The following is a 23,780-nucleotide window of genomic DNA, read 5'->3' as shown; positions in this document are numbered from 1 at the left end:
CACTATCCTGAGCTCGCTTTAAAAAAAAGAATTAGTACTACTCTCTATCAACACAAACATATTTGAATATGTAAAGATGATACGAAAAAAAGATACTTTTGTCAACGGAAAAACTATTTTAGTAAGTCCAACTGCTTTAAAAATTTTTTTGTTTTTAGATAATAACCACCGTATTGTTCATAATAATCTTCCATTAGCAGATGTAATAATTGTTTATTTTCTTCTTTTACTTTAATAAGTCCAATTCTATCAATATCAACTTCAGAAAATATTTGCAGCAATTTAATAACATTTGCATTTAATGAATAAGCATTCTCATCCATACCAGTACAATTAAGGCAAAGCATTCCACCATTCTTAACAGAAAATGCATGTAAGTTATTAGAATTTCCACAATTCACGCATTGCATAACGACTGGTGCAAAACCCGCTTCTTTATACATCTTCCACTCGTATATCATCACAAGAATTTCGGGGTCTTTCCCCTCTGCAAACCAATCAAACGTTTGTAATAATTGCTTATATAAAAATGGCCGATATTTTTTCTGATCCAATAATTTATCAGTTAACTCAGCAAGATAACTAGCATATGCCGTCAAAATGATATCTTCTCTAATTTTTCTGAATGACTGTATAACTTCACCTTGTTGTATAGTGGCTAAGCTTGAGCCTAGCTGAATTAAAAATTGAGCATGTATAAATGGCTGCGTGATAGCAGCCATTCTACTTTTTGGTTTTTTTGCACCTCTGGCAATTGCTCCAATTTTACCTAGTTGTGGAGTTAAAATAGTTACGATTTTATGAGTTTCACCATAATCTTGTGTGCGGAGTATAATACCGTCTAGTTTTTCGAACAATTACATCACCTATTTCTGTACTCACAAGTGTGTATCTTCTAACTCATCCTCATGGTCTTTGTTTTCATTCAGTTCAAAAGATTCCTCTATCTCTTTCATTAACAAGTAGGCTTCAATATCTCCAGTTTGACTAAAAATTTTCCATGGTACATCGATCACAATAAACCTCACCTTTCTCTGTGAATTTACTTCATTGTGTTCATTTTATAGAATTACCTGTTTTCGTCTTTGCATAAGTAATAATATTTACCATGTTCTCCAAATCATTAATAGGACTAGATAGAAATTCAAGAAATTTAATACTCATCCCGCTTGAAACCGAACTCTTGTAACTGATGTGGTTTATTTCTCCAATTTTCTTGAACTTTAACCCATAACTCAAGGTAAACTTTTGAACCTAACAAACTCTCTATATCACGTCTTGCTCGTTTACCAATTTCCTTTAACATTGTTCCTTGCTTTCCAATAACAATGCCTTTTTGGGATTTTCTCTCAACAATAATGCTAGCTTGTATGAGTAGTTTATCCTCTTCACCTCGTGGATCAATTTTTTCAATTACGACTGCTATTGAATGTGGAATTTCTTCTCTTGTTAAGTGCAGTGCTTTCTCACGAATTAACTCACTGATAATAAAGCGCTCAGGATGATCAGTTACTTGATCTGCAGGATAATATTGTGGACCTTCCGGTAATTTAGTTTTCAAAAGCTCCAATAAATGATCTACATTATTTCCTTCTAGGGCTGATATAGGTACAATCTCTTCAAATTCATACATTTTGTTGTATTGTTGAATGAGAGGTAGCAATGCATCAGGTTCTACTTGGTCTATCTTGTTTATAATTAAATAGACTGGCTGTTTCACATGTTGCAACCGCTCAATAATAAATTGATCTCCTCTACCGTAACCTTCTTCAGCATTAATCATAAATAGAATAGCATCCACTTCATTTAAAGAATTCTCGGCGATTTTCATCATAAAGTCACCAAGTTTATGCTTAGGTTTATGAATTCCTGGAGTATCAATAAAAACTATTTGAGAATCATCTTCGGTTAATACCCCCTGAATTTTATTTCTTGTGGTCTGCGCCTTATCACTCATTATGGCGATTTTCTGACCAATGACTCGATTCATGAATGTAGATTTTCCAACGTTAGGTCTTCCAATAATTGCTATAAATCCTGATTTGAATCCTTTATCCATTTATGTTTCCTCCAAGTTTCTTGTCTATCTATTTTATCTTACTATAAAAAATGGAGTATTTGATTTTTTCGACAAAAAAACACCTAAAAATTAATTAAAAAATACAGATGAAATTTTTGGTAAAAATATGATACATCCAATTATAAAAGCAGCAATTGCACTTATAAATACCGACGCTGCTGCTAAATCTTTTGTGAGTCCAATACTTTCGTTATACTCAGTCGATATCACATCAAGCGCTCTCTCTATTGCTGTATTTACTAATTCTAAAGATATAACAGCTGAGATAGTTAATGTTAAAACAATCCACTCCATTTGTGATAAAGACAAGAACACACCTAGCAAAAGTACAGCAAGAGTTATTATAAAGTGAATTCGAACATTTTTCTCCGTTTTTAATGCAAGAATTATACCATTCCAAGCATAGTAGAATCCAACACGGTCCTTCTTATTACCTGGATAACCCGAACGCATCGAGAATCTCCTTTTGCCTATCAAACATCTTTGTTTCATCCTCTTCTGACATGTGATCATAACCATTTAGATGCAGGAATCCGTGTAAAGCTAAAAAACCTAACTCTCTTTCTAATGAATGATTGTAATCTTTGGCTTGCTCTTTAGCTTTATCAACTGAAATAATAATATCACCTAACATAAGGGGAACATCTTCACCAATAATTTTTAACTCCCCTTCCTTTTCATCCTCTAGAGCAAAAGAAAGCACGTCTGTAGGTTTATCAATTTGGCGATAGTTCTTATTTAATTCTTGAATTTCCTCATTATTTACAAAGCCAACAGATAACTCAATTCGATCAGAGAGATTCTCTTCTTTTCCAGCAAAAGTCAACAGTTTGTCAATTAAATCAATATATTCTTCCGTAACCTCATTTGTTTCATCATGAAAATCAATAATCAAGACGATCATCCTCCTTATTTTTTTCTTCCGTAGGATATTTAATTCTAGAATGATATATCCCATTTAATGTTTCACATATGACCTTTTTTATCTGTTCTAATTCTTGAAATGTTAACGTACTTTCATTTAATTGGCCATCCAACAATCGATCTTCAATGATGGAAGAAACCAATTTAGAAATCTCTTTTTGACTAGGATGATCCATTGAACGTACTGCTGCCTCAACGGAGTCACAAACAGCTACAATTGCTGCTTCCTTTGACTTTGGTTTAGGACCTGGATAACGATAATCTCTCTCCTTGGTATCATTATACTTCTCTTTCGCCTTAAAATAAAAATATTTCAATAAAGTGGTGCCATGATGCTGCTTTGCTATATCTATAATTTCTTTAGGTATTTTATGCTCCTTTAATAACCTTGCACCGTCATAAGGATGCGCCATAATAATTTCAGCACTTTGAGCAGGTTCTAAATAATCATGAGGATTTTTCATCCCCATTTGATTTTCAATAAAATAATGCGGTCTCACCGTTTTTCCTAGATCATGATAATATGCTGCAACTCGCGCAAGTAACCCATTTGCTCCAATTGCTTCACAGGAAGCCTCACTTAAATTAGCTACCATAATACTATGATGATAAGTACCTGGTGCTTCCACTAATAATTTTCTTAAAAGTGGTTGGTTGGGACTTGATAAGGTTAATAATTTTGTGTCTGATATTATTCCTAAGCCCGTCTCAAAGAAGGGTAACATACCAAGCGTTAAAATCGCTGCTAATAACGCAGATAATAAACCATACCCACTATAGGTTAGATATTCAATCCAGGTATATTTTTCGTAGGTCATAAATAAAAATAATAATACGGTTGCAATATTAACCAAAACCACACCGCTGGCAGCTTTTAAAATCGCCGACCTGTCCTTAATATTTCTTAGAAAATATACGCCAGCTAACTGTGAAAATAAAAAGTAAATACCTGCTTCCAAATTCAATAAACCGGGTATTTCTGTATTAAACAAAACACTTCCAATAATGGAATAAACAATCGATAATGCAATTGCAATTCGCTCGCTTAACAGAATCTTTACTAATAAGGATGCCGCAGCAATTGGAACAAGTATATGCAAATGATTGGTAGAAGTCATATATAAACTACTCATCTTTAACATGATAGCAACAAATAGACTAACAAGAACTATCGCACCCATCTTAGCACGATCTAATTTAGCTATCTTTTCATATTCTTTAAACTCTATAAAAATAATAGAGGCAAGTAAAAGAAACAAAATGATTAAGCCTATGACTGGAAAATAGTTTCGTTCACTATCTAATAATCCAAGTAATTCAAGCTCTTCATATATTTCATTTGTAATTAACTGTCCTTCTTGCACAATCACTTCTCCAGCACGAATCATTACTGGTTCAACATTATCTGTTGCTTGCTTTTGAGCCTCGTTAGTGAGGTCTGCAGAAAAAAAGGAGTTTGGTACTATTGCAAAATTCACAATTTGAAATAATACTTCTCTTAATTCTTCATTAATCGAGGCATACTGTAATTTTTGATTGATATCTCGAATTACATTACTTTGTTCCTCACTTCTAACCCCATTGTCAAATGCTTCATACAAGGAGGTTGTTATGAGTTCTTGTGCAAGTGTACGTTCATTATCTGTAGAATCTAACAAAATCCGCCATTGTTTGTTAGTTATATCTGCATTATTTATTTCAGGGCTTAATATTTGCTTAAGCTGATCTAATTCACTTTCTGTGTTTACGCCTTCCTCAGTTGAGTTAAGATTATCTTCTTTAATCTTTTTAACAGCTTCAAATATTTCCTCAACAAACCCTATTCTTTCTTCCGTTATTTCAGTTGAAATCTGGTACCTTTCTTCAATAGATTGCACGACTTCTCTTGTTCGTCTCTCAGTTTCCTTCTCATTTTCAATTGTTATGGGAGCACGAATGGTTTCCTTGGTTGTACTAAATTTCTCCATATCATATGTTTGTGTATACACATTAGGAAAAGCAAGGATAAAGAAAGTAATCATAATAAGTAAGATGGCTCCGACTTGAAGAAACCATTTTCCCTTGCTAATACGATTAATGATATTACTCAAACGTGTACTTTTCATTTAAATTCTCCTTATCTGAAGAAGGAAGTTTAAGTTGTTTAAGAACCATCTAATATTATTCTAATAGAAAAATAAGCCTCTATGTATGAGGCTTTTTGTGTTATTCTTTTTCTTCATAAGCTGCAATTACTTTTTGCACTATCGGATGTCTTACCACATCTGACTGTTGTAAGAAAGTGAAGGAAATATCGTTTACATCAGCTAATTTATTTTTTGCTTCAATTAGACCAGACTTAACTCCTTTAGGTAAATCGATTTGAGTAATATCACCCGTTATAACCATTTTCGAGCCAAATCCAAGACGGGTTAAAAACATTTTCATTTGTGCGTTTGTAGTATTTTGTGCTTCATCTAAGATAACAAATGCATCATCTAACGTTCTTCCCCTCATATATGCTAATGGTGCAATCTCTATAGTGCCTCTTTCTATTAGTCTTAAGGTATGCTCTGTTCCAAGTACGTCATGAAGCGCATCGTATAATGGTCTAAGGTATGGATCAACCTTTTCCTTTAAATCACCAGGCAAAAAACCAAGACTTTCTCCAGCTTCTACTGCTGGTCTAGTTAGAATAATTCTTTTTATTTGTCCTTTTTTTAATGCATGTACAGCCATCACAACTGCCAAATATGTTTTACCTGTACCTGCTGGACCAATTCCAAAAACGAGATCGTTACGCTTAATAGCCCGAATATAATCTCGTTGTCCTATCGTTTTCACTCGTATAGGCTTTCCTTGGGCATTTTTAGTAATTTCATCTTCAAATAAAGTTTCTAATTGCTCAATTTTATCTTTTTTTGCTAAATCAACTGCGTACACGATATCTCTTTCGGATATGTTTATCCCTTTTTTAATAATCTTTAACAAGCTTTGTAAAATAACTTCTACTAATTTTACATCCACTGTTTCTCCGGAAATACGAACATGTTCACCTCTAGAAACAATCGATACCTGTAATTGATTCTCTAATTGTTTTAGGTGTCTATCTTCTGTACCAAATAAATTAAGTGCTTCACTTGGTTCTTCTATTTTTAAGTCAATTATTTTTAAATCCTCTGGCATAATCAATCTCCTTGGGGTAATGGTTGTTTTATTGCAATATTTTCTAATACTGTAAAGTATAGAGTTAATTTAACTTTACCACTGTCAGCACTTTCGTGCAAAACTTTTTCAGTTTCAATTTTTGAGCCGTTTGGTAAAGCCATTTCTAATTTTCTTCTAGCTTCCTTCATTCCGAGTTTTTTTGCTTCATTCTTTGTATATTGTATACTTTTTTGCTTAACTTCATTTACATTAAATGTTGAAAATGTAACAGGTATTTTCCAGTTTAGAAAATAAAAATTCTTCACTACCTCTTCTATTTGATAATCATCAAACTTTGAATTATTAAAATTCCAAATTGGCAACCTTTTATTTCCAACACCTAAATAATATTTCGAATAAACTTTACCTGTTAAAGTAGAAAATTTTGAACTTAATGGAACTTCAATTATACTTTTATACCAAACCTTAGCGATAATTTCTCCTTTTGTAATACTTTTACTTTTCTTATTTTTATCTTCCTCTTCATTCTCTTGGTCATTGGAAAATGTATAATCTGAAGAAATAAGTAAATCACCCTTTTGTACTGTGTCATTTACCCTTACCACCGGTTTACCTTTTTCTACGAATAAATCAACGATTACACCATCTTTACTTGCTACCATGTCACCTTTTCCATTATCTTTTTCAGTTTTTTCGTTACTTTTTTCTACTGCTTGTATATTTATTTGAGTACCTTGTTTACTAATCTCCACCCACATTAAGTCTGGAACCTCATGTAAAATTTTTGCTTTTAATTGTTCATTAGATAGACTTGTCCAATGAAAACGACCAACTTCAACATTATTTTCCTCTAATATGGATCTCATTTTTCGATTTAAATCCTCATTAACACCCTTAATTTCAATTTTCCAAATAATGTTAGATAATATAAATACAATCAATATTGCCATTACTATAGAAAATAGAAATGCTTTTCTTTGAAAAAAATTAATAATTATAAATGGTAACCCCCATTTCCCTAAAAATTTCAATTTACATTTTCGTCCTATTCTAAGTTTTCTTAAAGTACTTATATCACGATGTAATATTTCAGCTTGATAGGAATTTTCACTGATCATTTTAACATTCCACATCGGAATATTTTGTAGGGAACATTGTTTTATAAATGAAAATGCATGAATACCTTCAATTTTTACAGTTACATAACCCTTCATCCATTTTTTATTGTTAAACTCCATGATATCCTCCTGATTTTTTATTTTTCTAATTCAAAAGTTACATCATTTATTTCACCTTCAATTAACACTTCATCATATAGCATCATTTTTAATACAAAAGCATTTCCTACTATTTTGACTAGACCATTTTGAGTTTTGATATGTATTTCTTTTTCTGAAAAAAATAATAATCCTTGATGATTTTCTACATAAGCATGCAAAGACCCAACCATCGTTATTTTTGGTAACCCAAGTAATACATCATCAGGTAAATCGAGAATTCTAGGTAAATTCTTTTTAAAAATACTAAACCTATCTCGCATTGATTATTCCCCCTTATCAAACTTTATGTGAAATACTAATAATCAGAACTTTTTGTAGTCAGATTTCATGAGTCTACAATAATCCATAAAAAAAACCGCAGTAGATTATGTCTACTGCGGTTCATTCCTTTACAACAAAGAAAATAGATTATTTTATTGTATGCGACCATTAATCTTTCTTTTTGGCTGTCTTGCTTTTGGTGGTCCTAACACTTCTGCCATTACCACACTCTGCGCTATGCCTTTTGTGGTTAACTGATTTCTTATAGTTAAAGAAGAAGGCATTTGCGATTTAGATGTTACTTTTTTCGGTGGTGTTACACCTTTAATTGCGTCATGCTTTGATTTTTTTAAGCTTTCTTTACTTTGAAGCTGCAACCTATCACGCATTTGCTCTATTTGATTTTGTTTTTGATCTTTAAAATCTTTCATCTCAGCAGAGTTATCTGTTTGAGCTTTAGAGTTCGTTTTAGCTTGTTTTTCTAATTCTGCCCGAGTCAAAGTTGTTTGCTTATTTTCCCTAGATTGTCTAGGTGGCTGACTTTTGGGTTGTTCTTGTTTTTTTTGATCCTCAGATTTAAACAATCCAAAAAGCCAAGCCATCACAGCAATTGCTGGGATAATAAAGCCTAAAATATCATCCATGATACACCATCCTTTCAAGGAGAGTTAAACAATAATTATTATTCATCGTCCTCATGGTCTGATTTTGACAGTTTTCCAATAGAATCGCGCATATCGGTATCTGCATCAATGTTTTGATAGTTCATATAATCCATAACACCCATTTTACCATTACGTAATGCTTCCGCTAGTGCTTGTGGAACTTCAGCCTCAGCTTCCACAACCTTCGCTCTCATCTCTTGTACTTTGGCAACCATTTCTTGTTCTTGCGCTACTGCCATTGCACGTCTTTCTTCTGCTTTTGCTTGGGCAATATTCTTGTCAGCTTCAGCTTGGTCAGTCTGTAATATCGCACCAATATTTTTACCGATGTCAACATCAGCAATATCAATCGATAGTATTTCAAAAGCTGTCCCTGCATCTAAGCCTCTACCCAAAACATTTTGAGATATGGAATCTGGATTTTCTAATACTTTTGTATGTGCTTCTGAACTACCTATGGTACTTACAACACCCTCACCAACACGAGCAATAATGGTTTCCTCACCAGCACCACCAACAAGTCGATCGATGTTAGCACGAACAGTAATTCTAGCTAATGCTTTAACTTCAATACCATCCATAGCGATACCTGCGATAAATGGAGTTTCAATTACTTTTGGATTAACACTCATTTGAACTGCTTCAAGAACGTCACGTCCAGCTAAATCAATTGCAGCTGCACGTTCAAAACTCAATTCAATATTGGCACGGTGTGCAGCAATAAGTGCATTAACTACACGGTCTACATTACCACCTGCTAAGTAGTGACTTTCAAGCTGGTTTGTAGTTACGTCAATGCCAGCCTTATGTGCTTTAATAAGTGGATTAATAACGCGAGCTGGTACTACTCTTCTTAATCGCATCCCTACAAGTGTAAAAATACTTACCTTAACACCAGCAGCTAAGGCGCTGATCCATAACATTACTGGAATAAATGTAAATAAAATTGCAACCGCAATTACTATTAAACCTATTCCAACTATCGGTAATAAAGTTTGAATATCCATATTTCATCCTCCTAAAAATTATTCATTTATATATTTAACAACAATACGTGATCCCTCTACCTTAAATATTTGAATAGGTTGATCAGTATCAATAAATGACCCTTCTGTCACTACATCTAACCGTTCACCATCAAAAACACCTATACCAGATGGTCTTAAAGGAGTAATAGATTTACCTACTAAACCAATCAATTCTAAACGATTGGTAGAAGATACATATCCTTTTTCAGTCGTAGTAGCGTCTTGTAGAATAATGTGTCTAAATAAACCTTTTTCATAGCCCATTGTTTTAAATAGGACTACAGATACTAGAATAGATGCTAATAATGCAATACCTATACTCATTGCCATATGGCCAACATCATCTGTTGACATAAATAATGCACCAGTCATCGCACCTATTCCTACAAATCCTAGTATACCCCCAGGAACAAATAATTCTGCAATAATTAAACCTATACCTAGAACTAATAATATTACAGCTTCTAATCCTGCTAGCCCTGCCACAATATGACCATAAAAAAATAAAACTAAAGATAGTAATCCAATTGAACCTGGAATACCAAAACCTGGCGAATAAAGTTCTACAATTAAGCCAATGCTTGCTAATGATAACAAAATGGGAACCACTACTGGGTCTGTTAAAAATCTAGCAATATGTTCAGCAAATGTTAACTCTGATTCAATTACTTCTGCATTAGACAAATTTAATTCTAATAACAGCTGTGTACGATGATTAACAATTGCATTAGCATAGTTAACCTCCATCGCTGTCTGGGCATCTAACGTTAAAAACTCACCCTCCGGAGCACCTAACTCAGGTAAATCCACACCGGCATCTGCCATAGCCCTTGCGTATAGAGGATCTCTGTCTTTAGACTTCGCTGCCCCTGTCATATTAGCTATCCATGCAGATTGTGCTTTTTTATCCGCTGCAGTACCATCTCCGTTTATGACACCACTAGCTCCCATGTTAGCTTGAGGCTTCATATATATATTATCTGTATTTAATGCTATATAGGACCCAGCAGACAAAGCTTTTACTGTTATAAATGAACTAGTCTCTATATCAACGTCCTGCAATATTTCACCTATATTTTGAGCTGCATCTACACGACCACCTGGCGTATTAATTTCAAATATGATATGGTCTGCACTAGCTTCAATAGCTTCATTCGTTGCTCTCCGAATAAATGCTTCTAATCCTCTCTCAACCGTATTTTCAATCGGTATAATATAAACAATTTTTCCTTCACCGTTTTCTTGAGCATTAGCTTCGAGTGGATAACTGAAAATAGAAAAAACAACTAATGCGAATAACATCGGTATATAAACCAATCGAAGAGCTCTCAATATACTGATCCTCCTTTCATGTTGTATTTTTAACTTACGAATGGATACTATGTATACGTTTAACATTTAATAAAGTTTCAATTAATTTATCCTTATTTAGTGTATCATAATTTTATAGAACATACAGAATATTAACCAGATAAAAATGCAAAAAAACCCTCCGTTAAATTAAAACGAAGGGTTTTTATCATAATGCGTTAAACTAAAAAATTTAGCTTAAGTGTTTTTGAACTAACTTATTTACAGTTTGGCCGTCCGCTTTGCCTTTTACTTTAGGCATTAACGCACCCATTACTTTACCCATATCTTGCTTAGATAAAGCACCAACTTCATTAATCGTTTGGACAATAATTTCCTCTAATTCTTGTTCTGATAGCTGCTTTGGCATATAACCTTGTAATACTTTAATTTCTTCATCAAGTTTATCTACAAGATCACCGCGGCCAGCTTCTTTAAATTCATGGAGGGAATCCTTACGCTGCTTTAACTCTCTTGCTAAAACAGTTAATTCTTCTTCTTCCGACAAAACGTCTTTTCCAAGTTTAATTGCTTCATTTTGCATTGAAGCTTTCACCATTCTGATAACACTTAAAGTAAGTTTATCTTTATCTCGCATAGCTTGCTTCATATCTTGGTTTAGACGTTCAACGATAGTCATGATTTGCTTACACCCTCTTTAAAATTTACGCTTTCTAGCAGCCTCTGATTTTTTCTTGCGGCGCACGCTAGGTTTCTCATAAAATTCACGCTTACGATATTCAGACAATGTGCCCGATTTAGATACACTGCGTTTAAAGCGACGAAGAGCGTCTTCAAGAGACTCGTTTTTACGAACGCGAGTTGTGTTAGACATATTAATTTCCCTCCCTCCGAAGCATCGAAAAAATGAATAGATATATAAACACATATATCTTCAATCATTATAATATAGGTCTAGTAATCGGTCAACATATTTTCATTACTAGACTTAATTAATAGTCTGAATCAGAGGTTTTTCCGGCAAGAATAGCTATACCTGAACTTGCTCCAATTCGTGTTGCACCTGCATTGATCAGTGCTTCTGTTGTTTCCAAGTCTTTTATCCCACCTGAAGCTTTTACACCCATCTCACTACCAACAGTTTCACGCATCAGCGTAATGTCTTCTACAGTCGCTCCCCCACCAGCAAAACCAGTAGAGGTTTTAACAAAGTCAGCACCAGCTTTTTTTGCAATTTGACATGCTGTGACTTTTTCCTCATCAGAAAGTAAAGAAGTTTCAATAATAACCTTAACTAAGGCTTTTCCTTTTGCTTCTTCAACGACCGCTTCAATATCGGCTTTCACTACATCTGTTAATCCTGATTTTAGTGCACCGACTGGGATAACCATGTCTACCTCTGTAGCTCCATCTTCTATCGCTTGCTTTGTTTCAAACTGTTTTGTAGCAGTTGAGGTGGCACCTAAAGGAAATCCGATTACAGTGCATACTTTTACAGAAGTATCTTTAAGCGCATCATAACTCGCTTTTACCCACGAGGGGTTAATACATACAGAAGCAAATTGATACTCTTTTGCTTCATTTAGCAATTTATCAATTTGTTCCTTTGTAGCATCAGGCTTAAGTAACGTATGATCAATCATACCAGCTAAATTATTTTGCATTAAAAATTTCCTCCTTGCTTGAAATATATTTGTAGTAATATAAAAACTTGTAGTTGTTTCCATATTCCCTTATTGTGCATAAAGAAAACTAACTGCTAAATAGACACCTCACGTACAGTAGGAGCATCCATTACTTTAACAAATTGCCCTTGATTATAAGGATAACCCGCTTCTGTTAGCTTCACTTTTACGATTTGCCCGATCATATCTTTAGTTCCTTCAAACTTAACTTTTAGATAATTATCGGAATACCCAATTAACTGATTTGTTTGATCCTGCTCTGATGATTCTTCAGGAATCACTTCTAACACTTCATTCTCAAATCGCTTTGCATAAGCAAGAGCCTGTTCATTTGATAATTGGATTAATTGTTGTACTCTTTTATTTTTAACTTCATCTTCTACTTGATTGTCCATTCTTGCTGCGGGTGTACCAGTACGCTTTGAAAAAGGAAAAACATGAAGCTCTGAGTAACCAATTTCTTTAACAAATGATATAGTCTGATCAAACTCTTCATCCGTTTCGCCAGGAAAACCAACTATAACATCCGATGTAATCGCAAGATTTGGTAACGCATTTTTTATTTTATCTACTTTTTCTTTATAAAAACTTGTCGAATATTTTCTGCGCATACGTTCTAGAACTGTATCTGATCCTGCTTGCAACGGGATGTGTAAGTGACGGACAATTTTTTCAGATTGATCTAACACCTCAATTACCTCGTCCGTAATCTGACTAGCTTCGATCGACGAAATACGAATCCGCTTTAAGCCCTTTACGTTTTTTTCTAACTCTCTTAATAACGTTGCAAAATTATAATCTTTCATATCTTCGCCATAACCCGCAGTATGTATACCGGTTAGAACAATTTCCTTGTAACCTGCATCTACAAGTTGTTGTGCTTGAGTCATTACGTTCTCTGGGTCTCTCGATCTCAGTAAGCCTCTAGACCAAGGGATAATGCAGAATGTGCAAAAATTATTGCAGCCTTCTTGTATTTTTAAAGAAGCACGTGTTCTATCAGAAAAATCTGGAACATCCATTTCTTCGAACACTCGATTTTTCATAATATTTGCAACACCGTTAATTGGTTCACGATGTTCAAGGTGATCTTCAATATATTGGATCATTTTACCTCGTTCTTGTGTACCAACGACAACGTCAACCCCAGGTATTTCCATAATTTCACCAGGAGATGTTTGAGCATAACAACCTGTTACACATACAACCGCATCTGGATTTTTACGAATAGCACGACGAATAACTTGTCTGCTTTTCTTATCACCTGTGTTAGTAACCGTGCAAGTATTAATTACATAAACCTCTGCATGATGGTCAAACTCCACACGTTCATATCCTGAATCTTTAAACTTTTGCCAGATTCCTTCTGTTTCATAATGATTAACTTTACAACCCAAAGTATGAAAAGCCACAGTTGCAGGCATTCCATCACCTCATTTCTTCAAAATAAAAGGATACACATGACAAAAAATAACTTGCTGCCGTTTCTGTCCTTAATATCCTTCGTCCTAAACGAACAAATTCAAACTTATTTTGTTTAAATGCTTCAATTTCTTCTTCAGAAAATCCACCTTCTGGACCAATACACAGTAAAACTTTAGATTCTTTTGATATATTATTCAAATGATCGTATAACATAACTGGATTACTTGATCTTGCTTCTTCTTCATAAGCAATTAGTGTTACGTCATAATTTTCACGTAAATCTAATATTTCTTGTAATTTTTTCACAGGAGTAATAGTTGGGATTACAGTACGATGAGATTGTTCGCTAGCTTCTTTTGCAATTTTTTGCCATCGAATTAGCTTTTTTTCTGCTTTTTTTGCATCTAATTTTACAATAGAACGTTTCGCTTGAAATGGAATGAATTCAACAGCTCCAAGTTCTGTTCCTTTCTGTATAACCCACTCCAACTTATCACCCTTAGGCAAGCCCTGTACAATAGTCACATTAATTGGTAATTCCACTGTTTCTTCTAACCATTTATTAATTTTAACATCTATCTGATCTTTTGAAACAGCTATAATTTCACATAGAGCCGCTTTCCCTCGTGGATGATTACATATTATTTCAGCACCTACATCCATTCGCATAACATTTATGATATGGTGTACATCATCACTGGTAATAGCTGCATAATCTTCCGTCCAATTATTTTCAGGAACAAAATATCGTTGCATCAAGAGCTCTCACTTTCTTAAGGCCTTCTGGCAATAATAGAAATCCAGTCTTCCATTTGGTTAATTTCTAAAATTTCAAAACCTGCATTAATTAGGCCGCTTTTAACTTGATCCTTTTTAGCTTGGATAATTCCTGATGTAATAAAAATACCACCACTTTTCAAACATGAAAAAGCATCTTTTTCAAATCTCAAAATTATTTCAGCTAAAATATTTGCTACAATGACATCTGCTTTTGTAGTTACATTGTTTAATAAATTATTTTGTTTAACATGGATTTTTTTCTCAACCTTATTTACTTTTGCATTTAATTTAGCACTTTTTACAGCTACCTCATCTAAATCATACGCAAAGATCTCCTGTGCACCAAGAAGTGCTGAAGCAATACTTAATACACCTGAACCACAACCTACATCCAAAATTGTATCATTTGATTTTACGTATTGCTCCAAGGCTTGAATACTCAACACAGTTGTTGGATGTGTACCAGTTCCAAATGCCATTCCAGGATCTAATTCAATAATTAATTCATCACTAGATACTCTTTGATAGTCTTCCCAGGTTGGTGTGATTGTAATTCTCTCTGAAATTTTGACTGGTTTATAATATTTTTTCCAAGCTGTAGCCCAATCTTCTTCATTAACTTCACTTAGTGTGATGCTATTTCTACCTAAGTCTATATCATAAAGTAATAAGTTATTAATAGCTTGTTTAATTTCGGCAACAGTTTCTCCTAAGAAACTATTAACAGGTAAATAAGCTTTTAATAAAACTCCTTCATCCGGATAGTCGTTTGGATCTAACTCATAGATTTCTCCATAAGTATCTTCACGCTGGACATCCAATTCAGACTGGTCTTCTATTACAACTCCACTAGCACCAGCTTCATGAAAGATATTCGAAATCGGTTCTATCGCTTCGTTTGTAGTATGAATACATAATTCAGTCCATTTCAAAGAGATCATCTCACTTTAATTAAATTTTAATATAGCTCTTACTCACCCTTAAAAGCTCTTTTTACGCGTTGAAAAAAAGAATCTTCTTGTTCGTCAGCTGGTTGATTACCACTCAATTCATTAAATTCACGTAACAAATCTTTCTGTTCATCACTAAGATTAGTTGGCGTAATTACTCGAATTTTAACATGTTGATCACCTTGACCGTAGCCTCTCACGTTTGGAGCACCTTTGCCTTTTAATCGGAATGTTTTTCCTGTCTGTGTTCCTGCAGGGATTTTTAATTTTACTTTACCATGAACAGTTGGAATTTCAACTTCATCGCCTAAACCGGCTTGTGCAAATGTGATAGGCATTTCACAAAAAATATGGTCTCCTTCTCTTTGGAAAAATTCGTGAGGTCTAACTTGAATAACCACATAAAGGTCTCCTGAAGGTCCACCATTTACACCTGGTTCACCTTGTGCAGAAACTCGAATTTGTTGGCCATCATCAATTCCAGCTGGAATACTAATGTGTATTTTCTTTTGTTTTTTAACTTTCCCTTTTCCTCCACACGTATGGCACTTATCTTCAATCATTTTTCCAGTACCTTCACAGTGATGACAGACACGTTTATTTACTACTCTGCCAAAAGGAGTATTCTGTTCTATATTGAGTTGGCCGGAACCATTACAATGTGAACATGTTTTTGGTTTTGTACCTGGTTTAGCTCCTGAACCATCACATGTATTACATGTTTCATCTTTTGGAATATGAATATCAGTCTCTTTACCAAAAATAGCTTCTTCAAATCCAAGGGCCATTGTATATTGAAGATCAGCTCCTTGCCTTGGTGCATTAGGATCTCTACGTCCTCCACCACCGAAAAACATATCAAAAATGTCACCGAATCCACCAAAGTCTTCAGCACCGCCAAAACCTTGGCTTTGAGGTCCAGCATGACCAAATTGATCATATTGAGCTCGTTGTTGCTCATTACTTAAGACTTCATATGCTTCTTTTACTTCCTTAAACTTCGCATCGGTTCCTTCTTCTTTATTCACATCTGGATGATATTTTCTTGCAAGCTTTCGATATGCTTTTTTTATTTCTTCTTTTGAGGCATCTTTGGATACACCAAGAACCTCATAAAAATCCCGCTTACTCATTGGTTAATCACGCTCCCGCTCTTGATTTGCATAAGGTTTATCATAACATTGAAACTATTTAAATAGCAAACATTTATCTTGTTCAATCTTGTGATAAAAAGGCAATTTCCTACCTCACATTGAAAAAGTCAAAGTCATAACAAATCTGACTTTGACTTTTTCTACTACCATTTATTTGATCACTTTTTCTTATTATTTATCTTCTTTCTTATCTTCTTTCTTTTCATCGTCTACTTCTTCATAATCTGCATCAACAACATCTTCATCAGAAGAAGCTTCACCCTCACCTTGATTTGCTTCAGCTTGAGCTTGTGCTTGTTCATATAGCTTTACAGACAGAGCTTGCACTTGTTCTTCTAGTGCATTTTTCTTCTCTTGAATTTGCTCTTGATCGTTATCTTCTATCGCTTTTTGAAGCTCTTCTTTAGCCGTTTCTGCTTTTTGTTTCTCTTCTTCAGAAACTTGCTCTCCTAGATCTTTCAACGTTTTATCAGTTTGGAAGATTAATTGTTCTGCTTCGTTACGAAGTTCAATTTCTTCACGACGCTTTTTATCTTCTTCTGCATTTTCTTCAGCATCCTTAACCATTTGTTCTACTTCTTCATCAGATAAACCTGAAGAAGACTTGATTGTAATGGATTGCTCCTTGTTTGTACCCATATCTTTAGCACGAACATTTACAATACCATTTGCATCAATATCAAATGATACTTCGATTTGTGGCACACCACGAGGTGCTGGTGGAATGTCAGATAATTGGAAACGTCCAAGCGTTTTGTTATCTGCAGCCAATTCACGTTCACCTTGTAACACATGAATGTCTACTGCTGTTTGATTATCAGCTGCTGTAGAGAACACTTGTGAATGACTAGTAGGAATTGTTGTATTTCTCTCAATAAGTTTAGTTGTTACTCCACCCATTGTTTCAATACCGAGTGATAAAGGAGTTACATCTAATAAAACAACGTCTTTTACGTCACCTTGTAATACACCAGCTTGGATAGCTGCACCTAGAGCAACTACTTCATCCGGATTTACTCCTTTTGAAGGCTCTTTACCAATTTCTTTTTTAATTGCTTCTTGAACAGCAGGAATACGTGTAGATCCACCTACTAACAAAATTTTATCAATTTCACTAGCAGCCATGTCAGCATCTTTTAAAGCTTGACGAGTTGGCCCCATCGTACGTTCTACAAGATCAGTTGAAAGTTCATCAAATTTAGCACGAGTGACATTCAATTCTAAGTGTAAAGGCCCTGCATCTCCTGCAGTTATAAATGGCAAGGAAACTTGCGTTTGAGTAACACCAGATAAATCTTTTTTCGCTTTTTCAGCTGCGTCTTTTAAACGTTGTAACGCCATTTTATCCTGGCCTAGATCAATACCATTTTCTTTTTTAAATTCTGACACCATATGATCTATTAATACTTGGTCAAAATCATCCCCACCTAGACGGTTGTCACCTGCAGTAGAAACAACTTCAAATGTTCCTTCACCAATATCAAGAATGGATACATCAAATGTACCTCCACCTAAATCGTAAACCAATACTGTTTGATCTTGATCAGCTTTATCTATACCGTAAGCAAGTGCCGCAGCAGTTGGTTCGTTGATTATTCTCTCAACTTCTAAACCTGCGATTTTACCTGCATCTTTAGTAGCTTGACGCTCTGCATCATTAAAATAAGCTGGTACTGTTATAACAGCTTTTTCAACAGTATCACCAAGATAATCCTCCGCATAGGATTTTAGGTGTTGTAAAATAATTGCAGAAATTTCTTGTGGAGTATGTTCTTTTCCTTCCACCTCAATTTTGTAATCCGTACCCATATGACGTTTCACTGACTGAATTGTGTTAGGATTTGTAATTGCTTGTCTTTTCGCAACTTCCCCTATTTGTCTCTCACCATTCTTAAATGAAACAACCGATGGAGTAGTACGGTTTCCTTCTGGATTAGGAATTACTTTTGATTCTCCACCTTCCATTACTGCTACACATGAATTTGTTGTACCTAAATCAATACCAATAATTTTTCCCATGAATAATTTCCTCCTTCTTTAACCTATGTAACTACTGATTTACTTTAACCATTGCTGGTCTAATTACTTTATCTTTTAAAAGATATCCTTTTTGCATAGTTTCTACAATTTGATTGGATTCAAATCCTTCTTCCTCCACTTGCATGACTGCTTGATGGAGATGCGGATCAAAAGTAGCTCCATTTGTTTCTATTTCTTCTACACCTTCATCTTCAAAAACCTGCTTAAATTGTCTATAAACCATTTCTAGTCCTTCTACTACACTTTTCGCAGCAGGGTCACTAATTTCGACCTGTAAAGCTCTCTCGAAATTATCCATTACTGGTAAAAGCTCTGTAACGACTTTTTGTGATCTATATTTAAGATCTGCTTCTTTTTCCTTTTTTGTCCGCTTTCTGTAATTATCATATTCAGCCTGAACACGAAGTAACTTTTGATAAATTTCATCTTTTTCTTGTTCAGCCTTTTTCAGCTTATCCTCTTCCTCTACCTCAGACTCATCACTTTCATCTATAATTTCTTGTTCAGGTTGTTCAACATTATTATCCTTTTCATCGTCATTAATGTTGTAATCCATTTCTTCTTTTTCTTCCATGATTGTCACCTCCCAATAATCAACACATCTATATATCTTTAATTCACAAATAATTCCTTGACGACTATAACATGAGTCATATAATTTTAAAAGCATATACCTTTCATGCGGTGATAAATATTATAAGCATATAGCCGTCAAAGCAAACACGTGCAAAAAGAGTACAGTCTAACCATACCCTTTTTACCTAACATTAATACCAAGAATGAAATGTTTTGGATAATCGACGTGAGAGTACATTTAAAACTGAGATTACACGTGAATATTCCATTCTGGTTGGACCAAGCAATGCAATAGTTCCCATTTGTTCCCCGCCAAGAGAATATGTGGCTGTAATCAAACTGCACCCTTGCATTTCATCCAATTTATTTTCATGACCAATAGAGACTTGAATTCCTTTGTCAGAAGATCGTAATAAATTGGCGATTAAATCTTCTTGCTCCATAATTGTATACAGGGACTGAATTTTATTTATATCTTTAAATTCAGGTTGCATCATTATATTTGTTTTACCACCGACATATAACTTTACTGGTTGTTCCTCTAATAATGCTTCTTTTAAATAGGAATATGTGGTAGCAAAATCATCACTATGCTGTTTGAGCAAGATGGTGACTTCCCCGTATAACTTTTCTCTTAATTCGATGATCGGCACACCAACTAATCGGTCATTCAAAATATTAACAAGTTTCTCCAGATCACTTGTCTTAATACCCGCAGGAACATTAAAGAATCTGTGTTCAATGTGTCCTGTATTTGTAATAAGGATTGCTACGGCCGAAATGTTAGACATACTGACAATTTGAATTTGTTTTAAAGTCGTATCGAAAACTCCCGGCCCCAAAACAATCGATGTATAATTTGTCAGATCAGAAAGGATACCTGCTGATTTTTGAACTATTTGTTCAAATTCAACCATTTCTTTCTCAAAAGTACGCTGAATCGTATTCATCTCTCCTTGTGATAATTGAAATGGAGAAATTAAATGATCAACATAGAAACGATAGCCTTTTTCTGAAGGTACTCGCCCTGAAGATGTATGGGTTTTTTCGATAAACCCCATTTCTTCTAAATCAGCCATTTCATTTCTTATCGTAGCAGGGCTAAAAGTGATTTCATTCTTCTTTGCAATAGCTCTTGACCCAATTGGCTGGGCAGAATGAATAAACTCATCAATAATAACTTGTAGAACTTGAAGTTGTCTGTTTGTAAGCATCGATGATCACCTCTGTTAGCACTCTTTATCAATGAGTGCTAAATCTATTTATAAATTATCAAATGCGTTCTCAATTGTCAATCTATAAACTCTCAAAAATTTTATCATCTAACAAAAATTCTTGAAAAACTTCATTTCCAAACAACATACCTGAATCCGTTAATTGTAATTTATTGTTGTTTATCACAATCCATCCCTTTTTAAATAGAATTTCATAAGATTTCTTATATATATCTAACATTGGAATCCTATACTTATCATAAAAATCAGAAAGTGACACACCTTCCATTTTCCGTAGACCTAAAAACATTTCTTCTTCAATTTGTTCCTTTTTTGAAATATATTCTCGATGTAATATTGGAGATCCCTTATCATGCACAGCTTTTACGTAACCTGGGAATGGACGAATATTAATAATTCGCTCATTTCCTAAATAGCCATGAGCACCAGCACCAAATCCATAATAATGATTATTATTCCAATAGGTTAAATTATGCTTACTCTCATATCCGGGAAGCGCAAAATTACTTATTTCATATTGTTTCACTCCACGCTTATTCATTTCTGTTCTTAAGTGCTCGTACATTTGTGCTTCTACTTCTTCTGGTGGTTTAGTTAAGCTTCCTTTTTTATAGCGTTGATAAAAAATAGTTTTCGGCTCTATTTGTAAAGAATATGCAGAATAATGCGGTAGTTGAAAAGATAATGCTTCTTCTAGTGTTTTTTCAAAATTTGAAAAACTTTGATTAGGTAAGCTGTACATTAAATCGATACTAACATTATCAATGCCTGATTTTTTTAAATCATTTACATTTTGATACACATCTTTTATTCGGTGTAATCGGCCTAATTCTTCTAGCATTACATCATCAAACACCTGTACACCCATTGAGATTCGATTCACACCTGCATGCTTAAGTATCGATATTTTCTCTGCATCTAGATCACCTGGATTTGCTTCAAAAGAATATTCCTCGCAATTTGCTACATCAAAGTAATGATCAATCATATTCACTAGTTTTTTCAACTGGGCAGTATTTAATGCAGTTGGAGTTCCGCCCCCGACAAAAATAGTTTTCATGTACTGTTTTTGCGCAGGAAGTGCGTATTTCAATTCCTTTTCTAAAGCTTCTAGATATTCATCTGCCATCTTTTCTTCATAAAAAAATTTAACAAAATCACAATAATGGCAGATTTTCTCACAAAACGGTATATGGATATAAACTGATTGGACCATTGATTTCCTCCTACCATACATGCATTTTTAGAAAAGAGCATGTACAGATATTATATAGTCATATGTTATAAATTTATAATTTTAAACACTATTTGTATTGAACAACAAATTTTTAAAAAGAAACTTCTATAAAACAGGGAAAAGTCACCGAAAAGTTTCAGTGACTTTATACTTCCCTGATACATATATTCTTTTAGATCTGAATATTAATCATCATCCATTTTTAATACAGCCATAAATGCCTCTTGGGGAACTTCTACGGATCCCACCATTTTCATTCGTTTCTTTCCTTCTTTTTGCTTTTCTAATAATTTTCTTTTTCTTGAAATATCCCCACCATAACACTTTGACAATACGTTCTTTCGCATTGCTTTAATAGTTGTTCTTGCAACAATTTTATTTCCGATTGCGGCTTGAATTGGAACTTCAAATTGTTGTCTAGGGATAAGATTTTTTAATTTATCTGCGATTTGCTTTCCTCGTTCAAATGAAAAGTTTCGATGAACAATAAAAGACAACGCATCAATTGTTTCGTTATTAAGCAAAATATCCATTTTAACTAAATCTGAGGACTTATAACCAATTAGTTCGTAATCAAAGGAAGCATAACCCTTTGTTTGTGACTTCAATTGATCAAAAAAGTCATAAACAATTTCAGCTAATGGAATTTCATAAACAATATTTACTCGATTATCGTCTAAATACTTCATGTCCATAAAATCGCCACGTTTTTTCTGGCAAATTTCCATTACAGGCCCTACGAAATCATTAGGAACCATTACTGTTGCTTGCACATAAGGTTCTTGGACTTCCTGAATTTTTTGATTATCTGGCATAAATGAAGGATTATCAATCGTCATCTCTTCGCCATCAGTCTTAATCACATTGTATATTACACTTGGTGCAGTTGTTATTAGATCAATACTGAATTCTCTTTCAATTCGTTCTTGAATAATTTCCATATGAAGTAACCCTAGAAATCCACAACGGAATCCAAAACCAAGTGCTTGTGAAGTTTCCGCTTCATATTGTAAAGATGAATCGTTTAATTCTAATCGTTCAAGTGCTTCTCTTAAATCATTATATTTATCTGCATCAACTGGGTATAACCCGCAGAATACCATTGGATTAAGTTTACGGTAACCAGGTAAGGCTTCTTTTGTAGGACGGTTAGCTAAGGTGACCGTATCACCAACTCTTGTATCTCCTACATTTTTAATAGATGCAGTTAAATATCCTACATCACCAACATGTAATGATTTTTTTGGTAAAGGCTTCGGATTGAATACACCAACTTCATTTACTTCAAATTCTTTTCCAGTGGCCATCATTTTTATTTTATCGCCAACTTTTACGCTACCTTCTTTTACACAAATATAGGCGATTACCCCGCGATATGAATCATATAATGAGTCAAAAATAAGTGCTTTTAATGGTTCATCTTCATCACCACTTGGTGCCGGAATTTTTTCTACAATTCTCTCCAAGATTTCGTCAATTCCAATTCCCGACTTTGCACTTGCAAGGATTGCTTCTTCCCCATCAATACCGATGACATCCGTAATTTCTTGTTTTACTCTTTCAGGGTCTGCACTTGGCAAATCAATTTTATTGATAACAGGAATTATTTCTAAGTCGTTATCTAGGGCTAAATATACATTTGCTAGTGTTTGAGCTTCAATACCTTGGGCGGCATCTACCACAAGAATTGCACCTTCACATGCTGCTAAACTACGGGAGACCTCATATGTAAAATCGACATGTCCAGGAGTATCGATCAAGTGAAAAAGATAGTCATCCCCGTTTTCTCTTGTATATGTCAATTGTACCGCATTTAATTTTATCGTTATTCCTCTTTCACGTTCTAGATCCATTGCATCTAAAAATTGTTCCTTCATTTCACGTGAAGTTAACGCTTTTGTTTTCTCTAAAATTCTGTCAGCTAAGGTAGATTTCCCATGATCGATATGAGCAATAATGGAAAAGTTTCTAACCCTGCTTTGATTTCTCTCGTTTGCCAATA

Annotated in this window: 24 protein-coding genes and 1 other annotated feature (1 of these 25 cut by a window edge); all 24 genes read right to left on the bottom strand. The window is 34.3% G+C overall.

Translation table 11 applies throughout. The features are described from left to right. Positions 1–60: a binding site (T-box leader), on the bottom strand; it reaches 112 nt to the left of the window's first position. Between the two features lie 53 nt (positions 61–113). After that, positions 114–857, bottom strand: a complete 744-nt coding sequence (gene recO / locus DFR57_RS12915) for a DNA repair protein RecO (protein WP_114353630.1) — start codon at positions 855–857, stop codon at positions 114–116. Between the two features lie 21 nt (positions 858–878). Beyond that, complete coding sequence (locus DFR57_RS12910) at positions 879–1,016, bottom strand: YqzL family protein (RefSeq protein ID WP_114353629.1); 138 nt, start codon at positions 1,014–1,016, stop codon at positions 879–881. Positions 1,017–1,153: 137 nt separating this feature from the next. After that, the gene (gene era / locus DFR57_RS12905; protein WP_114353628.1) at positions 1,154–2,059 is read right to left on the bottom strand and encodes a GTPase Era; all 906 of its coding nucleotides are present in this window, start codon (positions 2,057–2,059) and stop codon (positions 1,154–1,156) included. Positions 2,060–2,149: 90 nt separating this feature from the next. Next, positions 2,150–2,533, bottom strand: coding sequence for a diacylglycerol kinase family protein (locus tag DFR57_RS12900; protein ID WP_114353627.1), 384 nt, complete (start codon positions 2,531–2,533; stop codon positions 2,150–2,152). Continuing rightward, entirely contained in the window at positions 2,511–2,975 is a 465-nt protein-coding gene (ybeY, locus tag DFR57_RS12895) for an rRNA maturation RNase YbeY (RefSeq protein WP_114353626.1), read from the bottom strand. The genes DFR57_RS12900 and ybeY overlap by 23 nt, the downstream gene beginning before the upstream one ends. Further along, on the bottom strand, positions 2,965–5,109 hold the full coding sequence (locus tag DFR57_RS12890) for an HD family phosphohydrolase (protein ID WP_114353625.1): 2,145 nt from the start codon (positions 5,107–5,109) through the stop codon (positions 2,965–2,967). Before DFR57_RS12890 ends, ybeY begins: the two co-directional genes overlap by 11 nt. Positions 5,110–5,209: 100 nt before the next feature. Continuing rightward, on the bottom strand, positions 5,210–6,169 hold the full coding sequence (locus tag DFR57_RS12885; RefSeq protein ID WP_114353624.1) for a PhoH family protein: 960 nt from the start codon (positions 6,167–6,169) through the stop codon (positions 5,210–5,212). Between the two features lie 2 nt (positions 6,170–6,171). After that, positions 6,172–7,389, bottom strand: a complete 1,218-nt coding sequence (gene yqfD, locus DFR57_RS12880; RefSeq protein ID WP_114353623.1) for a sporulation protein YqfD — start codon at positions 7,387–7,389, stop codon at positions 6,172–6,174. A gap of 17 nt (positions 7,390–7,406) precedes the next feature. Then, positions 7,407–7,691: a sporulation protein YqfC gene (gene yqfC / locus DFR57_RS12875; RefSeq protein ID WP_114353622.1), complete on the bottom strand. Its 285-nt coding sequence runs from the start codon at positions 7,689–7,691 to the stop codon at positions 7,407–7,409. A 153-nt stretch (positions 7,692–7,844) separates the two neighbouring features. Continuing rightward, positions 7,845–8,336 carry a hypothetical protein gene (locus tag DFR57_RS12870; protein WP_114353621.1) on the bottom strand — a complete coding sequence of 164 codons (492 nt, stop codon included), beginning with the start codon at positions 8,334–8,336 and terminating at the stop codon, positions 7,845–7,847. A 38-nt stretch (positions 8,337–8,374) separates the two neighbouring features. Further along, positions 8,375–9,364: a flotillin-like protein FloA gene (floA, locus tag DFR57_RS12865; RefSeq protein WP_114353620.1), complete on the bottom strand. Its 990-nt coding sequence runs from the start codon at positions 9,362–9,364 to the stop codon at positions 8,375–8,377. A gap of 18 nt (positions 9,365–9,382) precedes the next feature. After that, positions 9,383–10,687, bottom strand: a complete 1,305-nt coding sequence (locus tag DFR57_RS12860; protein ID WP_114353708.1) for an NfeD family protein — start codon at positions 10,685–10,687, stop codon at positions 9,383–9,385. Positions 10,688–10,928: 241 nt separating this feature from the next. Further along, complete coding sequence (locus DFR57_RS12855) at positions 10,929–11,375, bottom strand: GatB/YqeY domain-containing protein (RefSeq protein ID WP_114353619.1); 447 nt, start codon at positions 11,373–11,375, stop codon at positions 10,929–10,931. A gap of 18 nt (positions 11,376–11,393) precedes the next feature. After that, positions 11,394–11,570, bottom strand: a complete 177-nt coding sequence (gene rpsU, locus DFR57_RS12850) for a 30S ribosomal protein S21 (protein WP_018931586.1) — start codon at positions 11,568–11,570, stop codon at positions 11,394–11,396. A gap of 118 nt (positions 11,571–11,688) precedes the next feature. Next, positions 11,689–12,360, bottom strand: a complete 672-nt coding sequence (gene deoC, locus DFR57_RS12845) for a deoxyribose-phosphate aldolase (RefSeq protein WP_114353618.1) — start codon at positions 12,358–12,360, stop codon at positions 11,689–11,691. 95 nt (positions 12,361–12,455) lie between these two features. Then, positions 12,456–13,805, bottom strand: a complete 1,350-nt coding sequence (mtaB, locus tag DFR57_RS12840) for a tRNA (N(6)-L-threonylcarbamoyladenosine(37)-C(2))-methylthiotransferase MtaB (RefSeq protein ID WP_114353617.1) — start codon at positions 13,803–13,805, stop codon at positions 12,456–12,458. Positions 13,806–13,809: 4 nt separating this feature from the next. Then, positions 13,810–14,562: a 16S rRNA (uracil(1498)-N(3))-methyltransferase gene (locus DFR57_RS12835; RefSeq protein WP_114353616.1), complete on the bottom strand. Its 753-nt coding sequence runs from the start codon at positions 14,560–14,562 to the stop codon at positions 13,810–13,812. Positions 14,563–14,579: 17 nt separating this feature from the next. Then, positions 14,580–15,518 carry a 50S ribosomal protein L11 methyltransferase gene (prmA, locus tag DFR57_RS12830; RefSeq protein WP_114353707.1) on the bottom strand — a complete coding sequence of 313 codons (939 nt, stop codon included), beginning with the start codon at positions 15,516–15,518 and terminating at the stop codon, positions 14,580–14,582. Between the two features lie 38 nt (positions 15,519–15,556). Further along, positions 15,557–16,669, bottom strand: a complete 1,113-nt coding sequence (dnaJ, locus tag DFR57_RS12825) for a molecular chaperone DnaJ (protein ID WP_114353615.1) — start codon at positions 16,667–16,669, stop codon at positions 15,557–15,559. Between the two features lie 192 nt (positions 16,670–16,861). After that, on the bottom strand, positions 16,862–18,709 hold the full coding sequence (gene dnaK, locus DFR57_RS12820; protein WP_114353614.1) for a molecular chaperone DnaK: 1,848 nt from the start codon (positions 18,707–18,709) through the stop codon (positions 16,862–16,864). A 31-nt stretch (positions 18,710–18,740) separates the two neighbouring features. Then, entirely contained in the window at positions 18,741–19,304 is a 564-nt protein-coding gene (gene grpE / locus DFR57_RS12815; RefSeq protein ID WP_114353613.1) for a nucleotide exchange factor GrpE, read from the bottom strand. A 193-nt stretch (positions 19,305–19,497) separates the two neighbouring features. Then, on the bottom strand, positions 19,498–20,520 hold the full coding sequence (gene hrcA / locus DFR57_RS12810) for a heat-inducible transcriptional repressor HrcA (protein ID WP_114353612.1): 1,023 nt from the start codon (positions 20,518–20,520) through the stop codon (positions 19,498–19,500). A gap of 82 nt (positions 20,521–20,602) precedes the next feature. Further along, positions 20,603–21,757, bottom strand: a complete 1,155-nt coding sequence (gene hemW, locus DFR57_RS12805) for a radical SAM family heme chaperone HemW (RefSeq protein WP_114353611.1) — start codon at positions 21,755–21,757, stop codon at positions 20,603–20,605. Between the two features lie 206 nt (positions 21,758–21,963). Then, complete coding sequence (lepA, locus tag DFR57_RS12800) at positions 21,964–23,778, bottom strand: translation elongation factor 4 (protein ID WP_114353610.1); 1,815 nt, start codon at positions 23,776–23,778, stop codon at positions 21,964–21,966. Between the last annotated feature and the right edge of the window lie 2 nt (positions 23,779–23,780).

This window comes from Saliterribacillus persicus (genome assembly GCF_003337485.1).
GTDB lineage: Bacteria > Bacillota > Bacilli > Bacillales > Amphibacillaceae > Saliterribacillus > Saliterribacillus persicus.
Note: the sequence above shows the minus strand (reverse complement) of the source record. Positions and strands in the feature narration are given on the sequence as shown.

Excerpts from the sequence above, each read along its gene's own strand:
- DFR57_RS12835 (WP_114353616.1), bottom strand. The coding sequence starts at position 14,562 with ATGCAACGATATTTTGTTCCTGAAAATAATTGGACGGAAGATTATGCA.
- DFR57_RS12860 (WP_114353708.1), bottom strand. The coding sequence starts at position 10,687 with ATGTTATTCGCATTAGTTGTTTTTTCTATTTTCAGTTATCCACTCGAA.
- yqfC (WP_114353622.1), bottom strand. The coding sequence starts at position 7,691 with ATGCGAGATAGGTTTAGTATTTTTAAAAAGAATTTACCTAGAATTCTC.
- DFR57_RS12885 (WP_114353624.1), bottom strand. The coding sequence starts at position 6,169 with ATGCCAGAGGATTTAAAAATAATTGACTTAAAAATAGAAGAACCAAGT.
- deoC (WP_114353618.1), bottom strand. The coding sequence starts at position 12,360 with ATGCAAAATAATTTAGCTGGTATGATTGATCATACGTTACTTAAGCCT.
- rpsU (WP_018931586.1), bottom strand. The coding sequence starts at position 11,570 with ATGTCTAACACAACTCGCGTTCGTAAAAACGAGTCTCTTGAAGACGCT.
- DFR57_RS12900 (WP_114353627.1), bottom strand. The coding sequence starts at position 2,533 with ATGCGTTCGGGTTATCCAGGTAATAAGAAGGACCGTGTTGGATTCTAC.
- floA (WP_114353620.1), bottom strand. The coding sequence starts at position 9,364 with ATGGATATTCAAACTTTATTACCGATAGTTGGAATAGGTTTAATAGTA.
- dnaJ (WP_114353615.1), bottom strand. The coding sequence starts at position 16,669 with ATGAGTAAGCGGGATTTTTATGAGGTTCTTGGTGTATCCAAAGATGCC.
- DFR57_RS12870 (WP_114353621.1), bottom strand. The coding sequence starts at position 8,336 with ATGGATGATATTTTAGGCTTTATTATCCCAGCAATTGCTGTGATGGCT.
- dnaK (WP_114353614.1), bottom strand. The coding sequence starts at position 18,709 with ATGGGAAAAATTATTGGTATTGATTTAGGTACAACAAATTCATGTGTA.
- hrcA (WP_114353612.1), bottom strand. The coding sequence starts at position 20,520 with ATGCTTACAAACAGACAACTTCAAGTTCTACAAGTTATTATTGATGAG.
- yqfD (WP_114353623.1), bottom strand. The coding sequence starts at position 7,389 with ATGGAGTTTAACAATAAAAAATGGATGAAGGGTTATGTAACTGTAAAA.
- DFR57_RS12890 (WP_114353625.1), bottom strand. The coding sequence starts at position 5,109 with ATGAAAAGTACACGTTTGAGTAATATCATTAATCGTATTAGCAAGGGA.
- mtaB (WP_114353617.1), bottom strand. The coding sequence starts at position 13,805 with ATGCCTGCAACTGTGGCTTTTCATACTTTGGGTTGTAAAGTTAATCAT.
- grpE (WP_114353613.1), bottom strand. The coding sequence starts at position 19,304 with ATGGAAGAAAAAGAAGAAATGGATTACAACATTAATGACGATGAAAAG.
- era (WP_114353628.1), bottom strand. The coding sequence starts at position 2,059 with ATGGATAAAGGATTCAAATCAGGATTTATAGCAATTATTGGAAGACCT.
- hemW (WP_114353611.1), bottom strand. The coding sequence starts at position 21,757 with ATGGTCCAATCAGTTTATATCCATATACCGTTTTGTGAGAAAATCTGC.
- DFR57_RS12855 (WP_114353619.1), bottom strand. The coding sequence starts at position 11,375 with ATGACTATCGTTGAACGTCTAAACCAAGATATGAAGCAAGCTATGCGA.